This is a genomic window from Paenarthrobacter sp. GQ52, assembly GCF_059759005.1.
In genome coordinates this window covers 216,312-233,707 of the sequence record NZ_JCAXEJ010000003.1, presented here as the reverse complement: position 1 = coordinate 233,707, position 17,396 = coordinate 216,312, and the positions used below count along the sequence as shown (strand labels likewise).

Below are 17,396 nucleotides of genomic sequence, written 5' to 3'. Positions count from 1 at the left end.
CGGTCGGAAGATCACCGCGGCACCGGGACGGACGCCAGGATACTGCCCAGGACGTCGTCCACTTGGATGCCGTCCATTTGAGCCTCCGGACGCAGACCCACCCTGTGCCTCAGGCACGGCAACGACAAAGCCTTGACATCGTCCGGAGTCACGAAAGACCTGCCGGACAACCATGCCCATGCCTTTGAAGTGTTGAGCAGGGCGGTGGCTCCACGGGGAGAAACGCCGAGTTGGAAAGAAGGAGCAGACCGCGTTGCGCGCACCACGTCAACTATGTACGCGAGGATTTCCGGAGCCACGGCCACTTGCGCGACAGCCGCTTGGGCACTGGAAAGCTCGACGGCGCCCGCCACTGGCCGTACGCCCGCTGCAGACAGGTTCCGGGGATCAAAGCCGTTGGCGTGGCGACGGATAACCTCGATTTCCTCTGCCCGTCCAGGCAGTGGCATGGTCAGCTTGAGGAGGAACCGGTCCAGTTGTGCTTCCGGCAAGGGGTAGGTGCCTTCGTATTCCACCGGGTTCTGGGTTGCCGCCACAATGAACGGGCTTGGAAGCGGACGCGACACACCATCCACCGAAACCTGGCGTTCCTCCATTGCTTCCAGGAGCGAGGCCTGGGTCTTGGGCGGGGTCCGGTTGATCTCATCGGCCAGCATGATGTTGGTGAAAACCGGGCCCTCGCGGAAAGTGAACTCAGAGGTGTGCGAGTCATATACCAGTGAACCTGTGACGTCGCCGGGCATGAGGTCAGGAGTGAACTGGACGCGTTTTGTGTCCAGGCTCAGCGCGGTGGACAACGCCCTGACCAACAGGGTCTTGGCTACGCCGGGTACACCTTCGAGGAGAACATGTCCGCCACAGAGCAGGGCGATCAGCATACCCGTTACGGTGGGGTCCTGACCGACCACGGCCTTGCCCACCTCTGCCCTGACATTCAGCAGAGACTGCCGGGCCGGATCCTCACCGGGCCGGCGCTGTCCGTTTTCTGCGGGCCAAGTTCCCTGAGGCGCACCCTGCGGGCTGGCGTCACCTCCCGCGGAGTGGCTGGTGCTGTCCGTATAGCTGTTTGGCTGGCTGCTCATCGGGCGGTCGCCTCCTGTTCGATTCGTTCGATTTGTTGTGCCCACTGCACCAGTTGTCCTTCGCTTTCCGGCATGAAGTCGATCAGGACAAATCGGACTTCCTGGGTTGATTGCTCCGCATGGCGGGCTGTTGCGTCGACTATTGCTTCGGCGGTGGTGTCAGCGCCGAGGTTGAAGTGCCGGGCCAACCGTGAGAGGGTTCCTGCCCTCAAGTTGTTGGCTGCCCGCCCCACAGCCCGTGAATCCTGGTAAAGGCGTGCCCGGCCTTCTGCTGTTTCGACGGCCTTGACCACCACGGGCAGCGGCTCGAATACGAGAGGACCCATGCGCCGGCCCCGCCAAGCGATGGCCAACAGGGCTACCAAGCCCAGCCACGGGCCGGCGAAGGCCAGCCATCGCGGTGCCAGCTCGTTCAGTGTGGGGTTTGAATTGGAGGCGGAGATATCGCCGACGCCCGGGATGTACCACACGAGGTCCGCGTTGTTCCCCAAGGTACGCAGGGCAAGGGCAGCATTGCCCTCCAAGGCTAGGTGTTGATTGTCCATGAGTTCCCTACTGCCCAGGACGATGACCCGCCCATCGGCTGACGCCGCATACAAGCCTGGTCCGTCCTCGCGGGTGGGATAACAAACCACGGGCCCGGACAGGACAGATCCTTGTGCGGACACCCGGCCCGCCGCCCTGGCATCTTCCTGTTCACATCCGGGTTCGGTCACCTGTGTTGCTTCTGGAACCACACCGCCGGGCCGGATCCCCTGGTTCAGGCCATTGAGTGTCCTCAGCCGTGGAGCAACTACCACAACGCGGTCTGCTGCGGCAGTGATCTCCTCCAGTTGGGACCGGTCAAGAAAGCCCTGCGCGTCAAAGAGGAGAACCGTGGCTTCGTCCTTGGCTGACAACGTATCCATAGTGTCTTCAAACGTGTCTGTCGGAGTGACGGAAACTCCGTGGCGTGCGAGGATTTCGGCTGCAGCCATGGCTCCGTCCGGCGCTGGATTCCGTGCGGAGAGCCGCCGGGAATCAGTTGCGCCGGAGACGCTGTTGATGGCCAGGAAAGTGACCAAGCCTGCAAGCAGGGTGCCGAGGGCAATCCATACCAGGTGTTTCCGGAACCAGGCCCTGAAACGTTGACCCGCGGGAAGTTTTTCGGCAGCGGCATTGTCGGTACCCGGGGTGCTATCTTCCAAGATGGTGGTCATCGTGGTACCGCGAATCCGGCGTGGGCTTGTCCTGTGAAGTCGGGCTTCAGCTCAAGAAGATCAGCGTCCAGCTGGCGGACGGACTCATAGTCCGCCCGTGTTGCGGCTTGTTCGCCGTACCGCACGGCGTCGAAAACACCCGCAGCGGCGAGCAGCCTGGCTTGGGCCGAACCAAAAACCTGGCCCAGTTGACCGGCTGCTTCGTCTGCCGTCCTGCCCGCTCGAGCCTCAATGATGTCCCGTTCTTCGGCAGATCGGACAAGAGCGCGAAATTGATCGACGACGGCGGCCGGCCAGTTGCCACTGTCGGCTGCAGTCGCCGCCCTGCTTCGGTAGCCCCCGGCGTCGACGCTCTGGTCTTCTCCATAGAGATCTCCGGGTTCTTTCCGTCGTCGGGCGTTGAGTCTTGGCCGAACGACGACGACGGCAGCGATGATGAGTGCCAGCGCCAAAACCACAATCAACGGGACAGCAAGGTTGGGTCCGGTGCCAGGTCCATCACCTTCCAACGATGCCAGCCAGTCCAGGAAATCCCGCCACAACTGGTCCAGCCAGCCGGGCCTTGCATCCGGATATCGAGGATTCGATAGCTCCTCAGCAGCCCAACGCCGGGCTTCGTCACGGTCCGGTTCCACCGGTGGTTCCATGAATGCCAACGGTGCAATGTCAATGGCGGCGACCTTCATGCGGGAGGCCGCTGCCCGGGGGGAGCGGAAGGAAACTGCCCGCCATCAGGTGGCCAGGTGGTGTTTCGTGTCAACGTGGATGGCCCGCCTGGAATACCGTCAGGATCGGAACCAGTTTCCATGAGCCGCATCAATTCAACATCCAGGCCATCGCGACGCATCCGAAGATCCATGTAGATCAAGCCCGACACGGACGCTTGAAAGGCGAATGTCACGGACCCCACCAACGCCCCAATCGCAGTGGAGATGACAGTGGTCAGAACCAACGTTGAGGTCATCGAGTCGGGATCAGGGTGGGGTGAAACTACTCCACCAATGGCCGCGGAGGCCAAGGACACAGGAATTTGGACGATCTGCGCGATGATTCCCACCATGATGGCTACCACCAGGGTGATGCCGAAGATCCGCCACCAATTGTTCTTCGTCAATCGCCAGGATCGGAGCAATCCTTGGAAAACGCCGGTCTTCTCCACCACGATGGCGGCGGGAGCCAGCATCAACTTCAGGCCGATCCAAACGAAGGCCACAAAGAAACCCAGGCCCAAGGGCAGGACGATAAGCAGGGCCGCGGGTCCCATCGCAGTGAATAACAAGATCGCTACCCCGATCACTGCGGCAGCTACAAGCAGCCCGCCCAGCGTCAGCAGCGCGGCAACGCCCAGGAGCGGCAGGATTCCCGGGCCCGCAAGCTTCCACATTTGTTTGAAACCTGTCCGGCGGTTGAGAACCGAGCGGGAGACCGGGACAACCAGAACTCCTTGGAGGACGGAACCCAGGAAACCGATCAACACGGAAACGCCCATGGTGCCGGCCATGAAAGCGAGGAACGGGCCCATTGCATCGGCCAACTCTGCTTCTGAACTGACAGACTCAAGGGAAGTCGACAGCTGGAACATCCCAAAGGTGACGATGCCGATGAAGACTGCTCCAATGGCTTGGACGATCAGCGCGGAACCAAACATCGAGGCAGCATTGCGGCGGATTGTTTGGAAGGAGCCATCCAGAATCTCGCCGAACTGCAGCGGACGCAGGGGAATGACTCCTGGCTTTGGGGGAGCGACATAGAGGGGCTGCCCATACGGAGGCCCTGGGGGCCATCCCGGGGCAGCTTGGCTTGGATGGTTCTGCCCGCTGCTCTGCGGTGGCGCCCAGCCTGGAGGGCCTCCCCATTGTGGTTGGTTTCCCCACTGTGGTTGATTTCCCCATTGCGGCTGGTTTCCCCATGCGGGCTGACCGCCCGGCGGATTCTGGCCGTGCTCTGGTTGTGACACGATTCCCTCCCCATAAGATCCGGCCCGCCGACTCCCGACGTCCCCCACACGGACCTTCGCACCCAGCCTATAGTCCCGCCGTCGTCCCTCATAGCCTGTAGCCCATGCTGCCACCGGGGCATAACGGCAGGGTGCAGTACGGTGGAAGTGCCTTAGGGGCGCCATGCCGTGCGCCGCGCCCAACGGGACAAAGACTTGGTGATAAGGGAATATATAACTATGAAGGCACGCATTCTGGTAGTTGACGACGACGAAGCACTCGCAGAGATGATTGGAATCGTTCTGCGCAACGATGGCTTCGAGCCGGTGTTCTGCGCAGACGGCGGCCAGGCTTTGGAGGTCTTCCGCTCCTCAAAGCCGGATCTGGTGCTGCTTGACCTGATGTTGCCGGGCTCGGATGGAATTGAGGTTTGCCGGCAGATCCGTGGCGAGTCGGATGTGCCCATCGTCATGCTCACCGCCAAGTCCGATACTTCAGACGTTGTTCGCGGGCTTGAATCCGGCGCCGATGATTACGTGCCCAAGCCGTTCAAACCTGCTGAACTTGTAGCACGCGTCCGAGCCCGGTTGCGGCCGGGTGACCAGAAGGCCCCCGAGACCTTGCGTATCGCAGACGTGACCATCGACGTCGCCGGTCATTTGGTGACCCGTGGCGGCGAGCGGATCTCCTTGACGCCCCTGGAGTTTGATCTCTTGGTAGCGCTGGCACGCAAGCCGTGGCAAGTATTCACCCGCGAATTGCTTCTCGAGCAGGTGTGGGGATACCGCCACGCGGCTGACACCCGGCTGGTCAATGTTCACGTCCAGCGTCTGCGCTCAAAGATTGAACGTGATCCGGAAGCGCCCGAGGTCGTTTTGACGGTGCGTGGTGTCGGATATAAAGCAGGTTCCTGAGTCCCCGGTCGGCAAGACCGGCGGGGCAGGCGGGGGGCCGGGCCCCAAAACTCCCGATCGGGCCGGTGTCCAGCAGGTGACCCCGGCTGAGTCTGAGACCCCGGAAACGTCCCCTGAGCAACCCGATAAGTCCCCTGATCAGTCCGCTCGGGAGGCCAGGGACCTTTCCTGGGTCCTGACCCGGGGGCGGATCTGGACACGGCGCGGATTGATCCTGGTTCTGCGGGTTTCGCGACTCGTCGCCATTGGCGTGCGCCAAATAAGACCGGGGCTGCGCTTCGTTTGGCGTTCCTTGTTGAGGCGATGGCGGCGGTCGTTGGAGTTCCGCACGGTCCTGACCACATTGCTGCTCGCTGTGACGTCGTTCGCCATTGTTGGCGCGTACTTATCCAACCAAATCGCCAACAACCTCTTCCAGGAGAGGCTGGCACAGGCGGAATCCGAGTCGCGCTTTAACGTCAAGCAAGTCCAGGACACGTTCGACGGCGCCCAAGTCACCGACCAGTCAAGCGTCATCACCTTGGTTTACGACACCTTGACAGCCGTGGAAGGCCGGGGCTCGGTCATCCAGCGTAGATATGTCTTCGAAGCTGCTCCGGAACAAACCAAACCACGTAACCGTTGGGTTGAATCGCGCGCTTCGGACCAGCTGACGGTTCGCGTCATTCCCCCCGAGCTGCGTAAGGCTGTTCAAAGCGGTGGCAAGCAGCAATTCTGGGCCTCCACGCAGTTTCCGGTGGGGAACGAGGACAGGCCCGGCATCGCCGTCGGAAACATGGTCACGTTCAATGGAACGGCTTACGAGCTATACCTGATCTACGACCTCAATACTGCCCAGCAAACACTGGACGAGATTCAGAACGTACTGTGGGCAGGCGGTGCGGCTCTCGTCCTCATGATCGGTGCCATTGCCTGGTACGTGACCCGTAACGTAGTCAGTCCGGTCAGCCATGCTGCCGTCGTATCGGAAAAGCTTGCTGCCGGCCAACTACAGGAACGAATGGTGGTTAAGGGAGAAGACGAAGTCGCGAGATTGGGCGCTTCCTTCAACCACATGGCCGCAAGCCTCCAGGAACAGATCACCCAGTTGGCCACGTTGTCGCAGATGCAACAGCGCTTTGTCTCTGATGTTTCCCACGAACTGCGTACCCCGCTCACCACGGTACGAATGGCGGCCGAAGTCCTGTTCGATGCACGGGACGATTTCGATCCCATGAACAAGAGATCGGCGGAGTTGCTGTACCACCAGGTTGAGCGCTTTCAATCGCTGCTTTCGGACCTGCTGGAGATTTCACGATTCGACGCTGGCGCCGCCGTGCTGGATGCAGAACCGCAGGACATTTTCCAAGTGATCTCTCACGTTATGGAAGGTGCCGCACCGGTGGCCGCGGAGTACGGCTCGGAAGTCCGGCTGAACGCCCGGCAAAAGAGCATCATCGTGGAGATGGACTCCCGCAGGATCGACCGCATTCTCCGCAACTTGCTGCTCAATGCCCTCGAACACGGTGAAGGCAAGCCTGTCCATATATCTGTCGCGGCCAATCATGAAGCTGTAGCGGTGTCAGTAAGGGACCACGGCATCGGAATGACCCAGGCTGAGGCTGCCAGGGTCTTCGACCGCTTCTGGCGGGCAGATCCTGCACGCGCCAGGACCACCGGAGGAAGTGGCTTGGGCCTTTCCATCGCAGCCGAGGACACCAAGCTTCATAACGGTTGGCTTCAGGCCTGGGGCCGAAAGGGTTCCGGTTCCAACTTCCGACTGACGCTTCCACTGCGGCAAGGAGGCACCATTGTGAAGTCTCCGCTTCAGCTGGAACCTGCGGACATAGGATTCCCCGGGGCGGCAAGCGAACGGCAAATGCTGGTACTGGGCCAGGATTCCGGCGAGACTCCGCAGCCGACTCCCTCTGTCGGCGGGATGCCGGCGCTTGACGACGATGGAACAGGGGAGAAGTCGTGAGAACGTTGCGTCCCGGGCGTACCAGGGCAATCGTCGCGCTGCTGGTTGTGCTGATGGTCATGCTGGCTTCCTGCGCGCAGATTCCACGCTCCGGCCCCGTCGGCAAGAGCAAAGACGAAGGCGCCGGTAACCCCAACGCACCGGTATTTTTCCCTGCAGCACCGCGCGCCGGTTCCAGTCCGGAGACTGTGATCGAGGATTTCTACATGGCTGGCAGCGGCTACGAGGATGACTATCCCGTGGCTCGTCAGTACCTGACGCAAGCGCAGTCTGTAACGTGGAAACCGGACAAACGTGCGATCGTTTTCCGCGAGGCACAGGTAGTCAAAGCAGCGGGTGAAAACGAATACCTCTACGAACTCGATCTCGCATATTCGGTGGATGCAGACGGCGTTGCGACCCAGTTCCCGCCGGGTACCAAAGAGACCATTCCGCTAACGGTTGAGCAGGTGGAAGGCGAATGGCGGATCTCCAAGGTCCCTGACGGTACGGCCATTCCGGAGGAGACATTCAAGGTTATTTACGGGGCAAATCCCATCTACTTCTATGACCCGACGTTCACTTACGCAGTGCCGGACTACCGTTGGTTCATTAAAAAGAACACAGTGAAGTCCATGACCAGTGCCCTGCTTGCCGGCCCCGCGCCCTACCTGCGCGGGGCAGTGGTCAGTGCCTTCCCATCGGGAATGAAGCTCGCCCGCGAATCTGTTCCGGTTGTCTCCGGTGCAGCCCAGGTGGACCTCTCCGCCAAGGAGCTGTTCGACGCCTCTGCGGAGGACCGTCAGAGGATGCAAAACCAATTGGCGCTGACCTTCCGTAGCCAGCCCGATGTCATCAACGTTCAACTTCGCGCCGATCAGGACCTGGTACGCGTGGAAGACAACGGTACCGTTTTGCCGCCAGTGCTGGACAAGAGCGTTCCTGCCCGCCAGATCGCAGTAAACAACGGCGATCTGGTGCGGTACGAGAACAACAGGATTACTCCGTTGCCGGACATTCAATCGGTGGCCGGTCTGGGGCCGCACTCGCCCGCTGAGTCGCCGGTGTCCCAGACAGCCGCTTTCCTCAACGGCGATAAGACCACGCTTTACTCCATCGAACCGGGGCAACCTGCGCGACAACTAACCACCAGAAGTACCCTCACTGGTCCTTCCTTCAGCCCGAATGATTGGGTGTGGACAGCGGGCCCTGGTGCCAACGGGGCAGCCGAAGTTGTAGCTTACAAGCCCACAGGCACAGCCCCGGGTACCGGCGTTCCCAGCGTCACCATGACGCCGGCCTGGCTCACGGGACGAACAGTCAAGGACTTCCGGGTCTCCAGGGAGGGGACCAGGGCGCTGGTCATTTCCGAGGCAAACGGTAAGTCCGCTGTGCAGATTACGGGCATAGTCCGGAACCCCGACGGCGTTCCGAAGGACCTCACGCTTCCCATCACACTGCTGAGCAATACAGCCGCGGACCAAGGCGCCTGGGTCAATGGCTCTACGGTGGCCGTGATGTCCGGTTCGGCCTCTTCGACCGTGGTTCCGGAGTTGCTGTCGCTGGCATCGGGTGAACCGCAGCAGTTGGCACCGTGGGACGGATTGACCAGCCTCAGCGTCGGAAACGGAGCTGAGCAAATCTATGGACAGTCGGCTGCCGGCATCTTCCAACGCGTCGGAAACGGCTGGGAGCTTCAGTTAAAAGGCCCAACAGAACCGGCGTTTCCAGGCTGACTTCTGTATCAGGGGCTCCGCTCCATGGATTCAACCCGATTATTTATGCACATAGCGTGCTGTGTGCCTTCTGCGGGAAAGACCAGACGGTAAAGCTGAAGAGTGACCTTTACCGTCCTTAGCTCATGGTTCCGTGCACGGCAGACCCGGCAATATGTCGACCCTGACCTTGATCCGCCCGAACCTGGCAGTTCGCGTCGTCGTGGCCCGGACCAACGAAGAACGGGTAAGGCCCTTGCCGCTCTGCAGGGGGCACTGGTTGACCTTCTGGCTGTGCTGGTTCCCGTCGACTGTGTCTGCTGTGAGATGGAAGACGCGGTACTTTGTGGCAGCTGTGCAAGGAAGGTCCGTCACCTATGCAAGCAGCCGTTCAGGGCTGAGCAGCAGTCGCCGGCATTGGTTGACGTCGACGGCACGGCAAAGATCGAAGTGGTAGCAGCGGGGGCATACCGGGATGAGCTGGCGCAGTGCCTCCTCTCTTTCAAGCATCACGGTCAATGGCGGCTGGCGGCTGTTCTGGGTCCTTGCCTTGGCAAAGCCGTGGTGACTGCCATCGGTGGTCGGTCCGGTTATTGCCTCATCCCTGTCCCCAGTAGCGGAAAGGCCTACCGCAGGCGCGGATTCAGCCCTCTGCATCTTCTGCTCTTTTTCATACGCATGCGCCGGATGCTGCCCTTTTGCCCAGTCATTGACGTGTTGGAGCGGCGGGGGGATCCGTCAGTGATTAAGGCTGCCCCACAAGCCGTCCGGGAAGCGGCAGCCCGGCTTTTTGGGGAAGTGTCGGGACGTATCGCCGTGGAACGTGGAAGCGGTGGTCAAAAGGGGCTGGGAAGAGGCGAACGTGCTCGCCGGGTCCGGGGATCCATGAGGGTACGCAGGGGAAGAGGCAAAGAATTGAGGGGCAGGAGATGCATCCTCGTTGACGATGTCCTCACCACCGGGGCAACGCTTGCTGAGGCAGCGCGGGCGGTTACCCTTGCCGGCGGGGTAGTCTCCGGCGCTGTTGTGCTCGCGGCCACGAGGCCACCAGCCTACGCCTCCGTCGCTGCAGAGGACCACCTGATGCAGGCATTAAGACTCAATCAAAAATTAAGTGGCTAAAGGATGAATAACGGGTGCCGATGAACTAACGTCGGTTGTGGGTACCAAGAACAGATGTACCTGTCGATAGCGGCTCGGAAAGGGGCTCGACTGTCCGTCAGACAAGCCCCCAACAGCGTCGTTGTCGTGTCACCTGAGTTATTGGAGGGCACCATGGAGTTCATGATCAGCGGACGAAATCTCACAGTTTCTGACCGCTTTCGCGAATATGCCGGCGAAAAAATCTCAAAGATTGAATCGCTGGGGGATAAAGTCCAGCGGGTTGACGCCAAGGTTTCCAAGGAAACCAATCCCAGGCAGACGCCTGGCGAACTCACCGTTGAAGTGACCGTCCTGGGCAGAGGCCCCGTTATCCGTGCCGAGGCCACAGCCGCTGACAAGTTTGCTGCATTCGATCTCGCGTACAACAAGCTGCTTGAGAGGCTTCGTCGTGCTAAGGACCGCAAGAAGGTGCACCACGGCCGCCACACGCCTAAGGCTGTGCGGGAAGCCACGGCAACACTTGAGCCAGCCAGTGCGAGTGAGCCGCTTTATGTAGAGGCAAGCAACCACCAGGAGTCCGCGCCGCAGGCAGGCGAGCGCTCACCCTATGACATCGAGAACGACATCCCGGCCGGTGACTCTCCCGTCTTGATCCGCCGGAAAGTCTTCCCTGCAGCATCGCTGACCCTTGATGACGCTGTGGACAACATGGAGCTCGTCGGACACAACTTCTACCTGTTCCTGGACAAGGAAACCAACGCACCGTCGGTTGTTTATCGGCGTAGTGGCTGGACCTACGGTGTCATCACCCTCGATTCCACGTGCGAGCCCGGCGAGGAAGCAGTGGAAGAGAAGATCCACGCCTACCGATCCGATGATCAGGCCGCCACAGCCAAGTAAAGCCCCACCTTAAGTACGAAGGGACTTCAATGACCGCTTCGCTGAGCCTGTCCCAGGCACGGCGGATCGCATTGGCAGCTCAAGGATTGGCAAAGGTCCGGCCCGCCGGCTCCGTGACTTCACGGGCGGCGGGCCGGACCTTTGCCCAATTACAGCTTGTCCAGATCGATTCTGTTAACGTCGTGGCACGTAGCCACTACCTTCCGTTCTTTTCCCGACTGGGTAATTACGATCCCCTCATCCTCCAATCAATGGCAAGCCGCCACCCACGCAAAATGATGGAGTACTGGGCACACGAGGCAAGCTTTATCCGACCGGAGCACTTTCAGGATTTGCTCGTATGGCAAAAGCGGGCCTGGGTGGGTGCCCATGGCCTGGATCCGGCCGTACGTCACGATATGGAGGATCGAATCCTCGACGCCCTCACCGTAGGACGCCCGATGACAGCATCCGAACTGACTGTAAAGCTCGGACACGATGAAGACCCGGAACGTGACAACTGGGGCTGGAACTGGAACATCGTCAAGCGTGTGCTGGAGCACCTGTTCGAAGAAGGGCGGATTTCCGCTGCGTCGCGAACATCGCAATTTGAACGCAAGTATGCCCTGACCTCACGGGTCATTCCACACGTCACTCCGTCCGCAGTCGACGCCGAAGCGTCCCTGGATCGTCTGATGGAAGCAGCCGCCCAAGCCCACGGCATAGGCACGGTGAGGTGCTTCTCAGACTACTTCCGGACACCCCTGAAAGCAGGTGCAGGCTCTGTACAACGCTTGGTCCGGGCCGGCCGCCTTGAGCCTGTTGTGGTTCGTGGATGGGACCGGGAAACCTACAAGCATGTTGATGCCAAGCTGCCACGACAGGCCGCGGGCCGGGCGCTGCTGAGTCCTTTCGATTCCTTGGTCTTCGAAAGACGGCGACTCGAGGAACTGTTCGGATTCCATTACCGGATTGAGATTTACACCCCTGCCGCCAAGCGACGGTTTGGCTACTATGTTCTACCGTTCCTGCTCAGGGACGCCATCGTAGCCAGAGTGGACCTTAAAGCGGACCGGGCATCCGGTCAGCTCCTGGTGCGCTCCGCTTTTGGTGAGATGAACGCGCCGGTGGACACCGCCGTCGAACTAGCCCAGGAACTTAGGCTCATGGCTACATGGCTCGGCCTTCAGGAAGTGGTGGTGTGGCCGGTCGGGGACCTTGCCGGAGAGCTTTCCGAGGCGGTGGCAAAAGGTCATGCTGCGTCGGAAGAAGGCGTCCAACCGGGCAGTCCGCTCAGAGGGGAACCCGGCAACGTGGCGCTGGTCTCTCCCGTAGACTGAAACAGCCAGAATTCGGCAGCATGAGACTGGGAGCAATTTCACGTGGCATCACTAATCGAAAAACTTCTCCGCACGGGTGACAAAAAGACACTCAAGACACTGCGGAACTATGCCGATTCCATCAATGCCCTGGAAGACACCTTCAAGTCCTTCTCGGACGCTGAAATCCGCGAGGAAACGGACCGGCTAAGGTCCCGTCACCAAGACGGCGAATCCCTGGAATCCCTCCTTCCGGAAGCCTTCGCCGCTGTGCGCGAAGCCTCGTCCAGGACCTTGGGGATGCGGCACTTCGACGTGCAGCTGATGGGTGGCGCCGCCCTGCACCTGGGCAACATCGCGGAAATGAAAACAGGTGAAGGCAAGACCCTCGTTGCTACAGCGCCTGCCTACCTTAACGCTCTTTCGGGCAAGGGTGTCCACGTTGTCACGGTGAACGACTACCTTGCCGAGTACCAGTCCGAACTCATGGGCCGCGTCTACAGGTTCCTTGGTCTCTCCAGTGGTTGCATCCTGTCCAACCAGGATCCCACCGTCCGCCGCGAACAATACGCCGCTGACATCACGTACGGCACCAACAACGAATTCGGCTTCGATTACCTGCGCGACAACATGGCTTGGGACTCGAGTGAGCTCGTCCAGCGCGGCCATAACTTCGCGATCGTGGATGAGGTCGACTCCATCCTGATCGACGAAGCGCGTACTCCGCTAATCATTTCGGGTCCCGCGCAAGGCGACACCAACCGGTGGTACAGCGAATTTGCCAAAGTCGTGCTCCGTTTGCAGCCTGACGTCGATTATGAGGTCGATGAGAAGAAGCGAACCGTGGGCGTGCTGGAAGCCGGTATTGAAAAGGTTGAGGACTACCTGGGAATACAAAACCTTTACGAATCTGCCAACACCCCGCTGATTGGCTTCCTCAACAATGCCATCAAGGCCAAAGAACTGTTCAAGCGGGACAAGGACTACGTCATCCTCGACGGCGAGGTCCTGATCGTTGACGAGCACACCGGCCGCATCCTTGCCGGGCGGCGCTACAACGAAGGCATGCACCAGGCTATTGAAGCCAAGGAAAACGTCGAGATCAAGGCGGAGAACCAGACTCTCGCCACGGTGACGCTGCAGAACTACTTCCGCATGTATTCGAAGCTGGCCGGCATGACGGGTACGGCTGAGACCGAAGCCGCTGAGTTCATGAGCACCTACAAGCTCGGTGTCGTTCCCATTCCCACTAACCGCGACATGCAGCGTATCGACCAGCCGGACCTCGTCTACAAGAACGAGGTGGTTAAGTTCGATGCTGTTGTTCAAGACATCGCCGAACGTCACGAGCACGGCCAGCCTGTGCTGGTAGGTACTACCAGCGTCGAAAAGAGTGAGTACCTCTCCAAACTCTTGGCGAAAGAAGGCATCCGCCACGAAGTACTGAACGCCAAGAACCACGCAAGGGAGGCGTCCATCGTGGCGCAGGCCGGGCGAAAGGGCGCGGTTACAGTAGCAACCAACATGGCTGGCCGCGGTACTGACATCATGCTCGGCGGCAATGCCGAATTTACTGCCATTGCCGAACTTGCCAAGCGCGGCCTTGATCCAGAGGAAAACTCCGAAGAGTACGAGGCCGCATGGCCGGCGGCACTTGCCGCAGCCAAACAGGCAGTCAAGGACGAGCATGAAGAAGTTCTGGACCTTGGCGGACTTTACGTGCTTGGAACCGAGCGCCACGAATCCCGCCGGATCGACAACCAGTTGCGTGGACGTTCCGGACGGCAAGGTGACCCTGGCGAATCCCGGTTCTACCTCTCGCTAACAGACGACCTCATGAGGTTGTTCAACTCAGGTGCGGCCGAACGTCTGATGAACAGTTCGGTGCCTGACGATGTTGCCCTTGAGTCGAAGCTGGTTTCCCGTGCGATCGCATCTGCGCAAGGCCAGGTGGAGGGCCGCAACGCCGAGCAGCGTAAGAACGTCCTCAAGTACGATGACGTCCTCAATCGTCAGCGTGAAGCCATTTATGGCGACCGGCGTCGGATCCTTGAGGGCGATGACTTGCACGAAAAAGTCCAGTACTTCCTGGAAGACACCATCAACGCACTCATTGACGCCGCTACTGCTGAAGGATCGGGCGACGACTGGGACTACAACCAGCTGTGGGCGAACCTCAAGACGTTGTACCCGGCAACAGTGACTGCCCAGGAGATCATTGACGAAGCCGGCGGCAAGTCCAGGGTCACTGCGGAATTCCTCAAGGAGGAAATCCTCTCTGATGCCCGGCTCGTTTACCAGGCACGTGAAGAGGCAATCGGCTCTGAGAGCATGCGTGAGCTCGAGCGCCGGGTTGTGCTTTCGGTCCTCGGACGCAAGTGGCAGGAACACCTCTACGAGATGGACTATCTCAAGGAGGGCATCGGTCTTCGTGCAATGGCCCAACGTGATCCCCTGGTGGAATACCAGCGCGAGGGGTTCGTGATGTTCCAAAGCATGATGGAAGCCATCCGTGAGGAGAGCATCGGTTTTCTCTACAACCTCGAAGTTGAGGTAACACCGGCCGAAGACGTGGTGGTGGCGGACGCCGCTGGCACGCACACCGAACACCACGACCCGCAAATCCGTGCGGCAGGCCTCCAAGCGCCGGAAAAGCCGGCGCAGCTGCAGTACACCGCGCCAGGTGAAGACGGAGCAACCCAGACGCGCATCGAGGGGCGGGCTTCAGGCCGCTCCGGCAATCCTGCGAAAGCGGCAAGCCAGGACCAGCGCAAGCAGGCCAAGAAGAAGCGCCGCTGAACCGATCTCGCAAAGCAGCAATGAAAAGGGTGAACCTTGGCTAATGGTCCAGGGTTCACCCTTTTTGTCTGCCTCGGCTTTTGTCTGCCTCGGCGCAATATTGCCGTTGAAGTTATCCAATTTCCAGTACGGTAACCTGCCAAACTCCGTCCAACCGCTCCAGCCTCATGGCTACGGCACGGCAACGTTGCTCTTCCGCCACTACGATGCTTGCCTCACAAATGGCTTCGGATATTGAACAGACCCGAACAGAGCGGACCATGGGGCTCAGGTGCGGCTGCGGATTGCCCCTGGTCCTGGCTGCGTGCTTTCGTGTGAGGGCTGCCCGATGCTGGAGGGACAGGTAGCACTCCGAATCCAGTAAACGGGAGAGTTGTTGCAGTGGACGGGTGCCGGCCAGCACCTCCAAGGCTGCCTGCGCGATGCTCCTGGCCACAAGCCGGACATCGATGTCCGGGCCCGCCGGGCCGTAAGCCGGGGTTGTTCGTTTTGTGCTCCGACGGCTTGATGGTCGGTTCGCTGTTGCAACAGTCATGGTCATACCTCAGGCATTCACTACATGAGCTTCAGCGTGGGGACGCTTTGCTCGGTGGCTTCTGCTGGGATGACGCTAGGAATCGGTTTTGATAGGTGGAGGCTGCCCCTGAGTGGGCGCTTGTGTGGAAATGGCGGGCACGAGCCCTTTACTGCTAGCCCGGCGAGGGCGGCTGCAGAACCTGCCCGGCAAGCAGCACTGCTGGGTCACTTCCGATGGTTTCACGGTTGGCGGCGTACCACTTGGGCCAGGCCAGTGCGACGTCCACGTCAGTTGCGAAGGGTCCCAGCTTGGACGCCGCAATAGACCACAGCGAGTCACCGCCCTTGACGACAACGCTGGCATCGCCGGCTGGTGCCGATGAACGTGAGGACTGGCGGCTCAGAAGTCCTGGATCAATCACGGGAGGTTGAGGCTGCCAGCGCGGTTCAGCGGCGGGACTGCCGGCCTTTTCGTTTTCGTCTACAGGTGCCGGGGTGGAGAATGCGCGCTCCACGGAAGAGGGCTTCCACGCCGGCTGCGCCTTGGCCGTGTTGCCGGAGGAAGCATGATGCCAACCTGGTTCAGGCGGGCTGGTATCCGCTTGAGCGACCCCTGTGCCCAGAAGGTTCAGGCTCATGAGCGCCACGGCGATTCGCAACATGAAGCCAGGGCTGAACTTTGAAAGTGAGTCGGCACGCTTCCTGTGCCCTGCATGTTGCAGTAGCGACGCCATGAAGGCGATGAAGAAGGAGAGTGCCCACCAAGCTACTGTCGCAATCCCGGCAGCGCAGGCAACAAAACCGAGAAGATGTTCAAACGTGGATCTGTGATTAAGTCGCTCAGCAGCTTGCCATTGTGCAAGGAGCAGGTTTCCTACAAGAACCAGGAGCAGTCCCAGACCAAGAACAGACGCTGCGAGGGTGAAGTCACTACGCAATGTTCGTGCCATTCAAAAGCCCCCAAGCTCTAGTTGACGCAATTTGATGCAGTTTGTCCTACCGGACCTATTTTGACCATACTTGCCCCTTCTTGTCCAATCGCGATGTTTCCCGAACCGACGGGTTGCCCTTGCTTCTTCCTGCAGCCTAGTCTGATTACATGAGATGGGACTCTCTTTTTGGTGATCTGGAAGCACAATTCTCTGCAGGGCGTGCCCTGGAGAAGGAATCTGAGATAACAGATCGGGCCAGGGTAGAGCTCGCGGGAATCGATCTGGCCGATCGCCTCCGCGGTGCCGACGGTGCCGAAATCAAGATCGTTCTGGTTGACGGCAACGTTATCCGAGGAGTGCTAGGTCATGTGGGCAGCGAGTGGCTGGTCCTGACCGAGGGTGCGCGACAGTGGCTGGTGCCTTACGCGTCTGTGCTCTCCTATCAAGGATTGGGGCGGCTGGCACTGAAGACCTCGTCACGGATACAGCAGTCATTAGGGATCGCCTCAGCACTGAGGGCACTGTCAAAGGACCGCTCTGACTGGTAGTTCATCTGAAGGTGCGGACGGGCGATGGGTACAAGTTGCATGGAGTCATAGACAGGGTGGGGCGTGACCATTTCGATCTCACGGTTGTTCCGCAAGGTGAAGTACGCCGGGCCGGCAATGTAGCCGCAGTCCTGACCATCCCTTTCAGCTCATTGGCAGCGCTTTGCTCTGGGGCGAGCCAAGACTTCAGGGGGTAGCGGCAACTAAGGCTGATGAACCTTGTTCTTCGCCTCTTCGATCATGCGGCCGGCCTCTGTGTAGCGATCCTCGATGTACTGCTCAAGCATCTTTTCCTCGATGCGCCATTGTCCCCGCCCTCCTACCTGTATGGCCTTCAGTTCGCCGCTTCTAGCCAGAGCATAGGCCTGAGGCGAATTGATTTGGAGTTGTTCGGCGACATCCGCAAGAGTCAGGAATCGGGGCATGGCTTCATTTTGCCACCCTTGTCCGCTTTTGGGGTAGTTATCCACAGTTTCGGCCTGTTTACGGCCAATGGCTTTGGCGCTGTGGAAG

Annotated in this window: 16 protein-coding genes; 8 read left to right on the top strand and 8 right to left on the bottom strand. The window is 60.0% G+C overall.

Annotated elements, in window-relative coordinates; translation table 11 throughout:
• Positions 1 to 11: 11 nt before the first annotated feature.
• The 4 genes from AC6CH8_RS06555 to AC6CH8_RS06540 are packed head-to-tail and all read right to left on the bottom strand — an operon-like array spanning position 12 to position 3,929.
• Positions 12 to 1,082: an AAA family ATPase gene (locus AC6CH8_RS06555; protein WP_498189465.1), complete on the bottom strand. Its 1,071-nt coding sequence runs from the start codon at positions 1,080 to 1,082 to the stop codon at positions 12 to 14.
• Complete coding sequence (locus tag AC6CH8_RS06550) at positions 1,079 to 2,281, bottom strand: DUF4350 domain-containing protein (protein WP_498189463.1); 1,203 nt, start codon at positions 2,279 to 2,281, stop codon at positions 1,079 to 1,081. The genes AC6CH8_RS06555 and AC6CH8_RS06550 overlap by 4 nt, the downstream gene beginning before the upstream one ends.
• Positions 2,278 to 2,967, bottom strand: coding sequence for a DUF4129 domain-containing protein (locus AC6CH8_RS06545; RefSeq protein WP_420178468.1), 690 nt, complete (start codon positions 2,965 to 2,967; stop codon positions 2,278 to 2,280). The genes AC6CH8_RS06550 and AC6CH8_RS06545 overlap by 4 nt, the downstream gene beginning before the upstream one ends.
• The gene (locus AC6CH8_RS06540; RefSeq protein ID WP_498189461.1) at positions 2,964 to 3,929 is read right to left on the bottom strand and encodes a DUF7847 domain-containing protein; all 966 of its coding nucleotides are present in this window, start codon (positions 3,927 to 3,929) and stop codon (positions 2,964 to 2,966) included. Before AC6CH8_RS06540 ends, AC6CH8_RS06545 begins: the two co-directional genes overlap by 4 nt.
• Positions 3,930 to 4,457: 528 nt before the next feature.
• On the opposite strand from AC6CH8_RS06540, the gene mtrA reads away from it, so the two are divergent.
• Genes mtrA through AC6CH8_RS06525 form a run of 3 tightly spaced genes read left to right on the top strand, consistent with a single transcriptional unit; the run spans position 4,458 to position 8,807 of the window.
• Positions 4,458 to 5,132: an MtrAB system response regulator MtrA gene (gene mtrA / locus AC6CH8_RS06535; protein WP_014922244.1), complete on the top strand. Its 675-nt coding sequence runs from the start codon at positions 4,458 to 4,460 to the stop codon at positions 5,130 to 5,132.
• The gene (mtrB, locus tag AC6CH8_RS06530; protein ID WP_498189458.1) at positions 5,104 to 7,092 is read left to right on the top strand and encodes an MtrAB system histidine kinase MtrB; all 1,989 of its coding nucleotides are present in this window, start codon (positions 5,104 to 5,106) and stop codon (positions 7,090 to 7,092) included. Before mtrA ends, mtrB begins: the two co-directional genes overlap by 29 nt.
• A 5-nt stretch (positions 7,093 to 7,097) precedes the next feature.
• Positions 7,098 to 8,807, top strand: coding sequence for an LpqB family beta-propeller domain-containing protein (locus tag AC6CH8_RS06525; RefSeq protein ID WP_498189568.1), 1,710 nt, complete (start codon positions 7,098 to 7,100; stop codon positions 8,805 to 8,807).
• A 354-nt stretch (positions 8,808 to 9,161) separates the two neighbouring features.
• On the opposite strand, the gene AC6CH8_RS06520 is transcribed toward AC6CH8_RS06525, so the two are convergent.
• Entirely contained in the window at positions 9,162 to 9,443 is a 282-nt protein-coding gene (locus AC6CH8_RS06520; RefSeq protein WP_498189574.1) for a hypothetical protein, read from the bottom strand.
• A 21-nt stretch (positions 9,444 to 9,464) separates the two neighbouring features.
• Between AC6CH8_RS06520 and AC6CH8_RS06515 the strand changes: the two genes are divergently transcribed.
• From AC6CH8_RS06515 to secA, 4 genes are all read left to right on the top strand, one after another.
• Positions 9,465 to 9,908, top strand: a complete 444-nt coding sequence (locus AC6CH8_RS06515) for a ComF family protein (RefSeq protein WP_364308840.1) — start codon at positions 9,465 to 9,467, stop codon at positions 9,906 to 9,908.
• 153 nt (positions 9,909 to 10,061) lie between these two features.
• Positions 10,062 to 10,790: a ribosome hibernation-promoting factor, HPF/YfiA family gene (gene hpf / locus AC6CH8_RS06510; protein ID WP_498189566.1), complete on the top strand. Its 729-nt coding sequence runs from the start codon at positions 10,062 to 10,064 to the stop codon at positions 10,788 to 10,790.
• Positions 10,791 to 10,819: 29 nt separating this feature from the next.
• On the top strand, positions 10,820 to 12,109 hold the full coding sequence (locus AC6CH8_RS06505; protein WP_498189456.1) for a winged helix-turn-helix domain-containing protein: 1,290 nt from the start codon (positions 10,820 to 10,822) through the stop codon (positions 12,107 to 12,109).
• A 42-nt stretch (positions 12,110 to 12,151) separates the two neighbouring features.
• Entirely contained in the window at positions 12,152 to 14,887 is a 2,736-nt protein-coding gene (secA, locus tag AC6CH8_RS06500) for a preprotein translocase subunit SecA (protein ID WP_091468578.1), read from the top strand.
• A gap of 112 nt (positions 14,888 to 14,999) precedes the next feature.
• Here secA and AC6CH8_RS06495 read toward each other — a convergent pair whose 3' ends face one another.
• Together AC6CH8_RS06495 and AC6CH8_RS06490 are read right to left on the bottom strand one after the other, a co-directional pair.
• Positions 15,000 to 15,422 (bottom strand): Rv3235 family protein, encoded by a 423-nt coding sequence (locus AC6CH8_RS06495; RefSeq protein WP_498189454.1) that lies wholly within the window; start codon positions 15,420 to 15,422, stop codon positions 15,000 to 15,002.
• 154 nt (positions 15,423 to 15,576) lie between these two features.
• Positions 15,577 to 16,353, bottom strand: a complete 777-nt coding sequence (locus AC6CH8_RS06490; protein ID WP_498189452.1) for a LysM peptidoglycan-binding domain-containing protein — start codon at positions 16,351 to 16,353, stop codon at positions 15,577 to 15,579.
• Between the two features lie 149 nt (positions 16,354 to 16,502).
• Between AC6CH8_RS06490 and AC6CH8_RS06485 the strand changes: the two genes are divergently transcribed.
• A complete protein-coding gene (locus AC6CH8_RS06485; protein ID WP_498189450.1) occupies positions 16,503 to 16,883 on the top strand; it encodes a hypothetical protein in 381 nt (126 codons plus the stop codon).
• Positions 16,884 to 17,086: 203 nt separating this feature from the next.
• Here AC6CH8_RS06485 and AC6CH8_RS06480 read toward each other — a convergent pair whose 3' ends face one another.
• The gene (locus AC6CH8_RS06480; RefSeq protein ID WP_420178461.1) at positions 17,087 to 17,308 is read right to left on the bottom strand and encodes a helix-turn-helix domain-containing protein; all 222 of its coding nucleotides are present in this window, start codon (positions 17,306 to 17,308) and stop codon (positions 17,087 to 17,089) included.
• Positions 17,309 to 17,396: the final 88 nt, after the last annotated feature.

What these genes read in the sequence shown, in the direction of transcription:
- AC6CH8_RS06515 (WP_364308840.1), top strand. Translation starts at nt 9,465, where the DNA reads ATGCGCCGGATGCTGCCCTTTTGCCCAGTCATTGACGTGTTGGAGCGG.
- mtrA (WP_014922244.1), top strand. Translation starts at nt 4,458, where the DNA reads ATGAAGGCACGCATTCTGGTAGTTGACGACGACGAAGCACTCGCAGAG.
- AC6CH8_RS06480 (WP_420178461.1), bottom strand. Translation starts at nt 17,308, where the DNA reads ATGCCCCGATTCCTGACTCTTGCGGATGTCGCCGAACAACTCCAAATC.
- hpf (WP_498189566.1), top strand. Translation starts at nt 10,062, where the DNA reads ATGGAGTTCATGATCAGCGGACGAAATCTCACAGTTTCTGACCGCTTT.
- AC6CH8_RS06485 (WP_498189450.1), top strand. Translation starts at nt 16,503, where the DNA reads ATGAGATGGGACTCTCTTTTTGGTGATCTGGAAGCACAATTCTCTGCA.
- AC6CH8_RS06555 (WP_498189465.1), bottom strand. Translation starts at nt 1,082, where the DNA reads ATGAGCAGCCAGCCAAACAGCTATACGGACAGCACCAGCCACTCCGCG.
- AC6CH8_RS06545 (WP_420178468.1), bottom strand. Translation starts at nt 2,967, where the DNA reads ATGAAGGTCGCCGCCATTGACATTGCACCGTTGGCATTCATGGAACCA.
- AC6CH8_RS06520 (WP_498189574.1), bottom strand. Translation starts at nt 9,443, where the DNA reads ATGCAGAGGGCTGAATCCGCGCCTGCGGTAGGCCTTTCCGCTACTGGG.
- AC6CH8_RS06505 (WP_498189456.1), top strand. Translation starts at nt 10,820, where the DNA reads ATGACCGCTTCGCTGAGCCTGTCCCAGGCACGGCGGATCGCATTGGCA.
- AC6CH8_RS06490 (WP_498189452.1), bottom strand. Translation starts at nt 16,353, where the DNA reads ATGGCACGAACATTGCGTAGTGACTTCACCCTCGCAGCGTCTGTTCTT.
- AC6CH8_RS06495 (WP_498189454.1), bottom strand. Translation starts at nt 15,422, where the DNA reads ATGACTGTTGCAACAGCGAACCGACCATCAAGCCGTCGGAGCACAAAA.
- AC6CH8_RS06550 (WP_498189463.1), bottom strand. Translation starts at nt 2,281, where the DNA reads ATGACCACCATCTTGGAAGATAGCACCCCGGGTACCGACAATGCCGCT.
- AC6CH8_RS06540 (WP_498189461.1), bottom strand. Translation starts at nt 3,929, where the DNA reads ATGTTTGGTTCCGCGCTGATCGTCCAAGCCATTGGAGCAGTCTTCATC.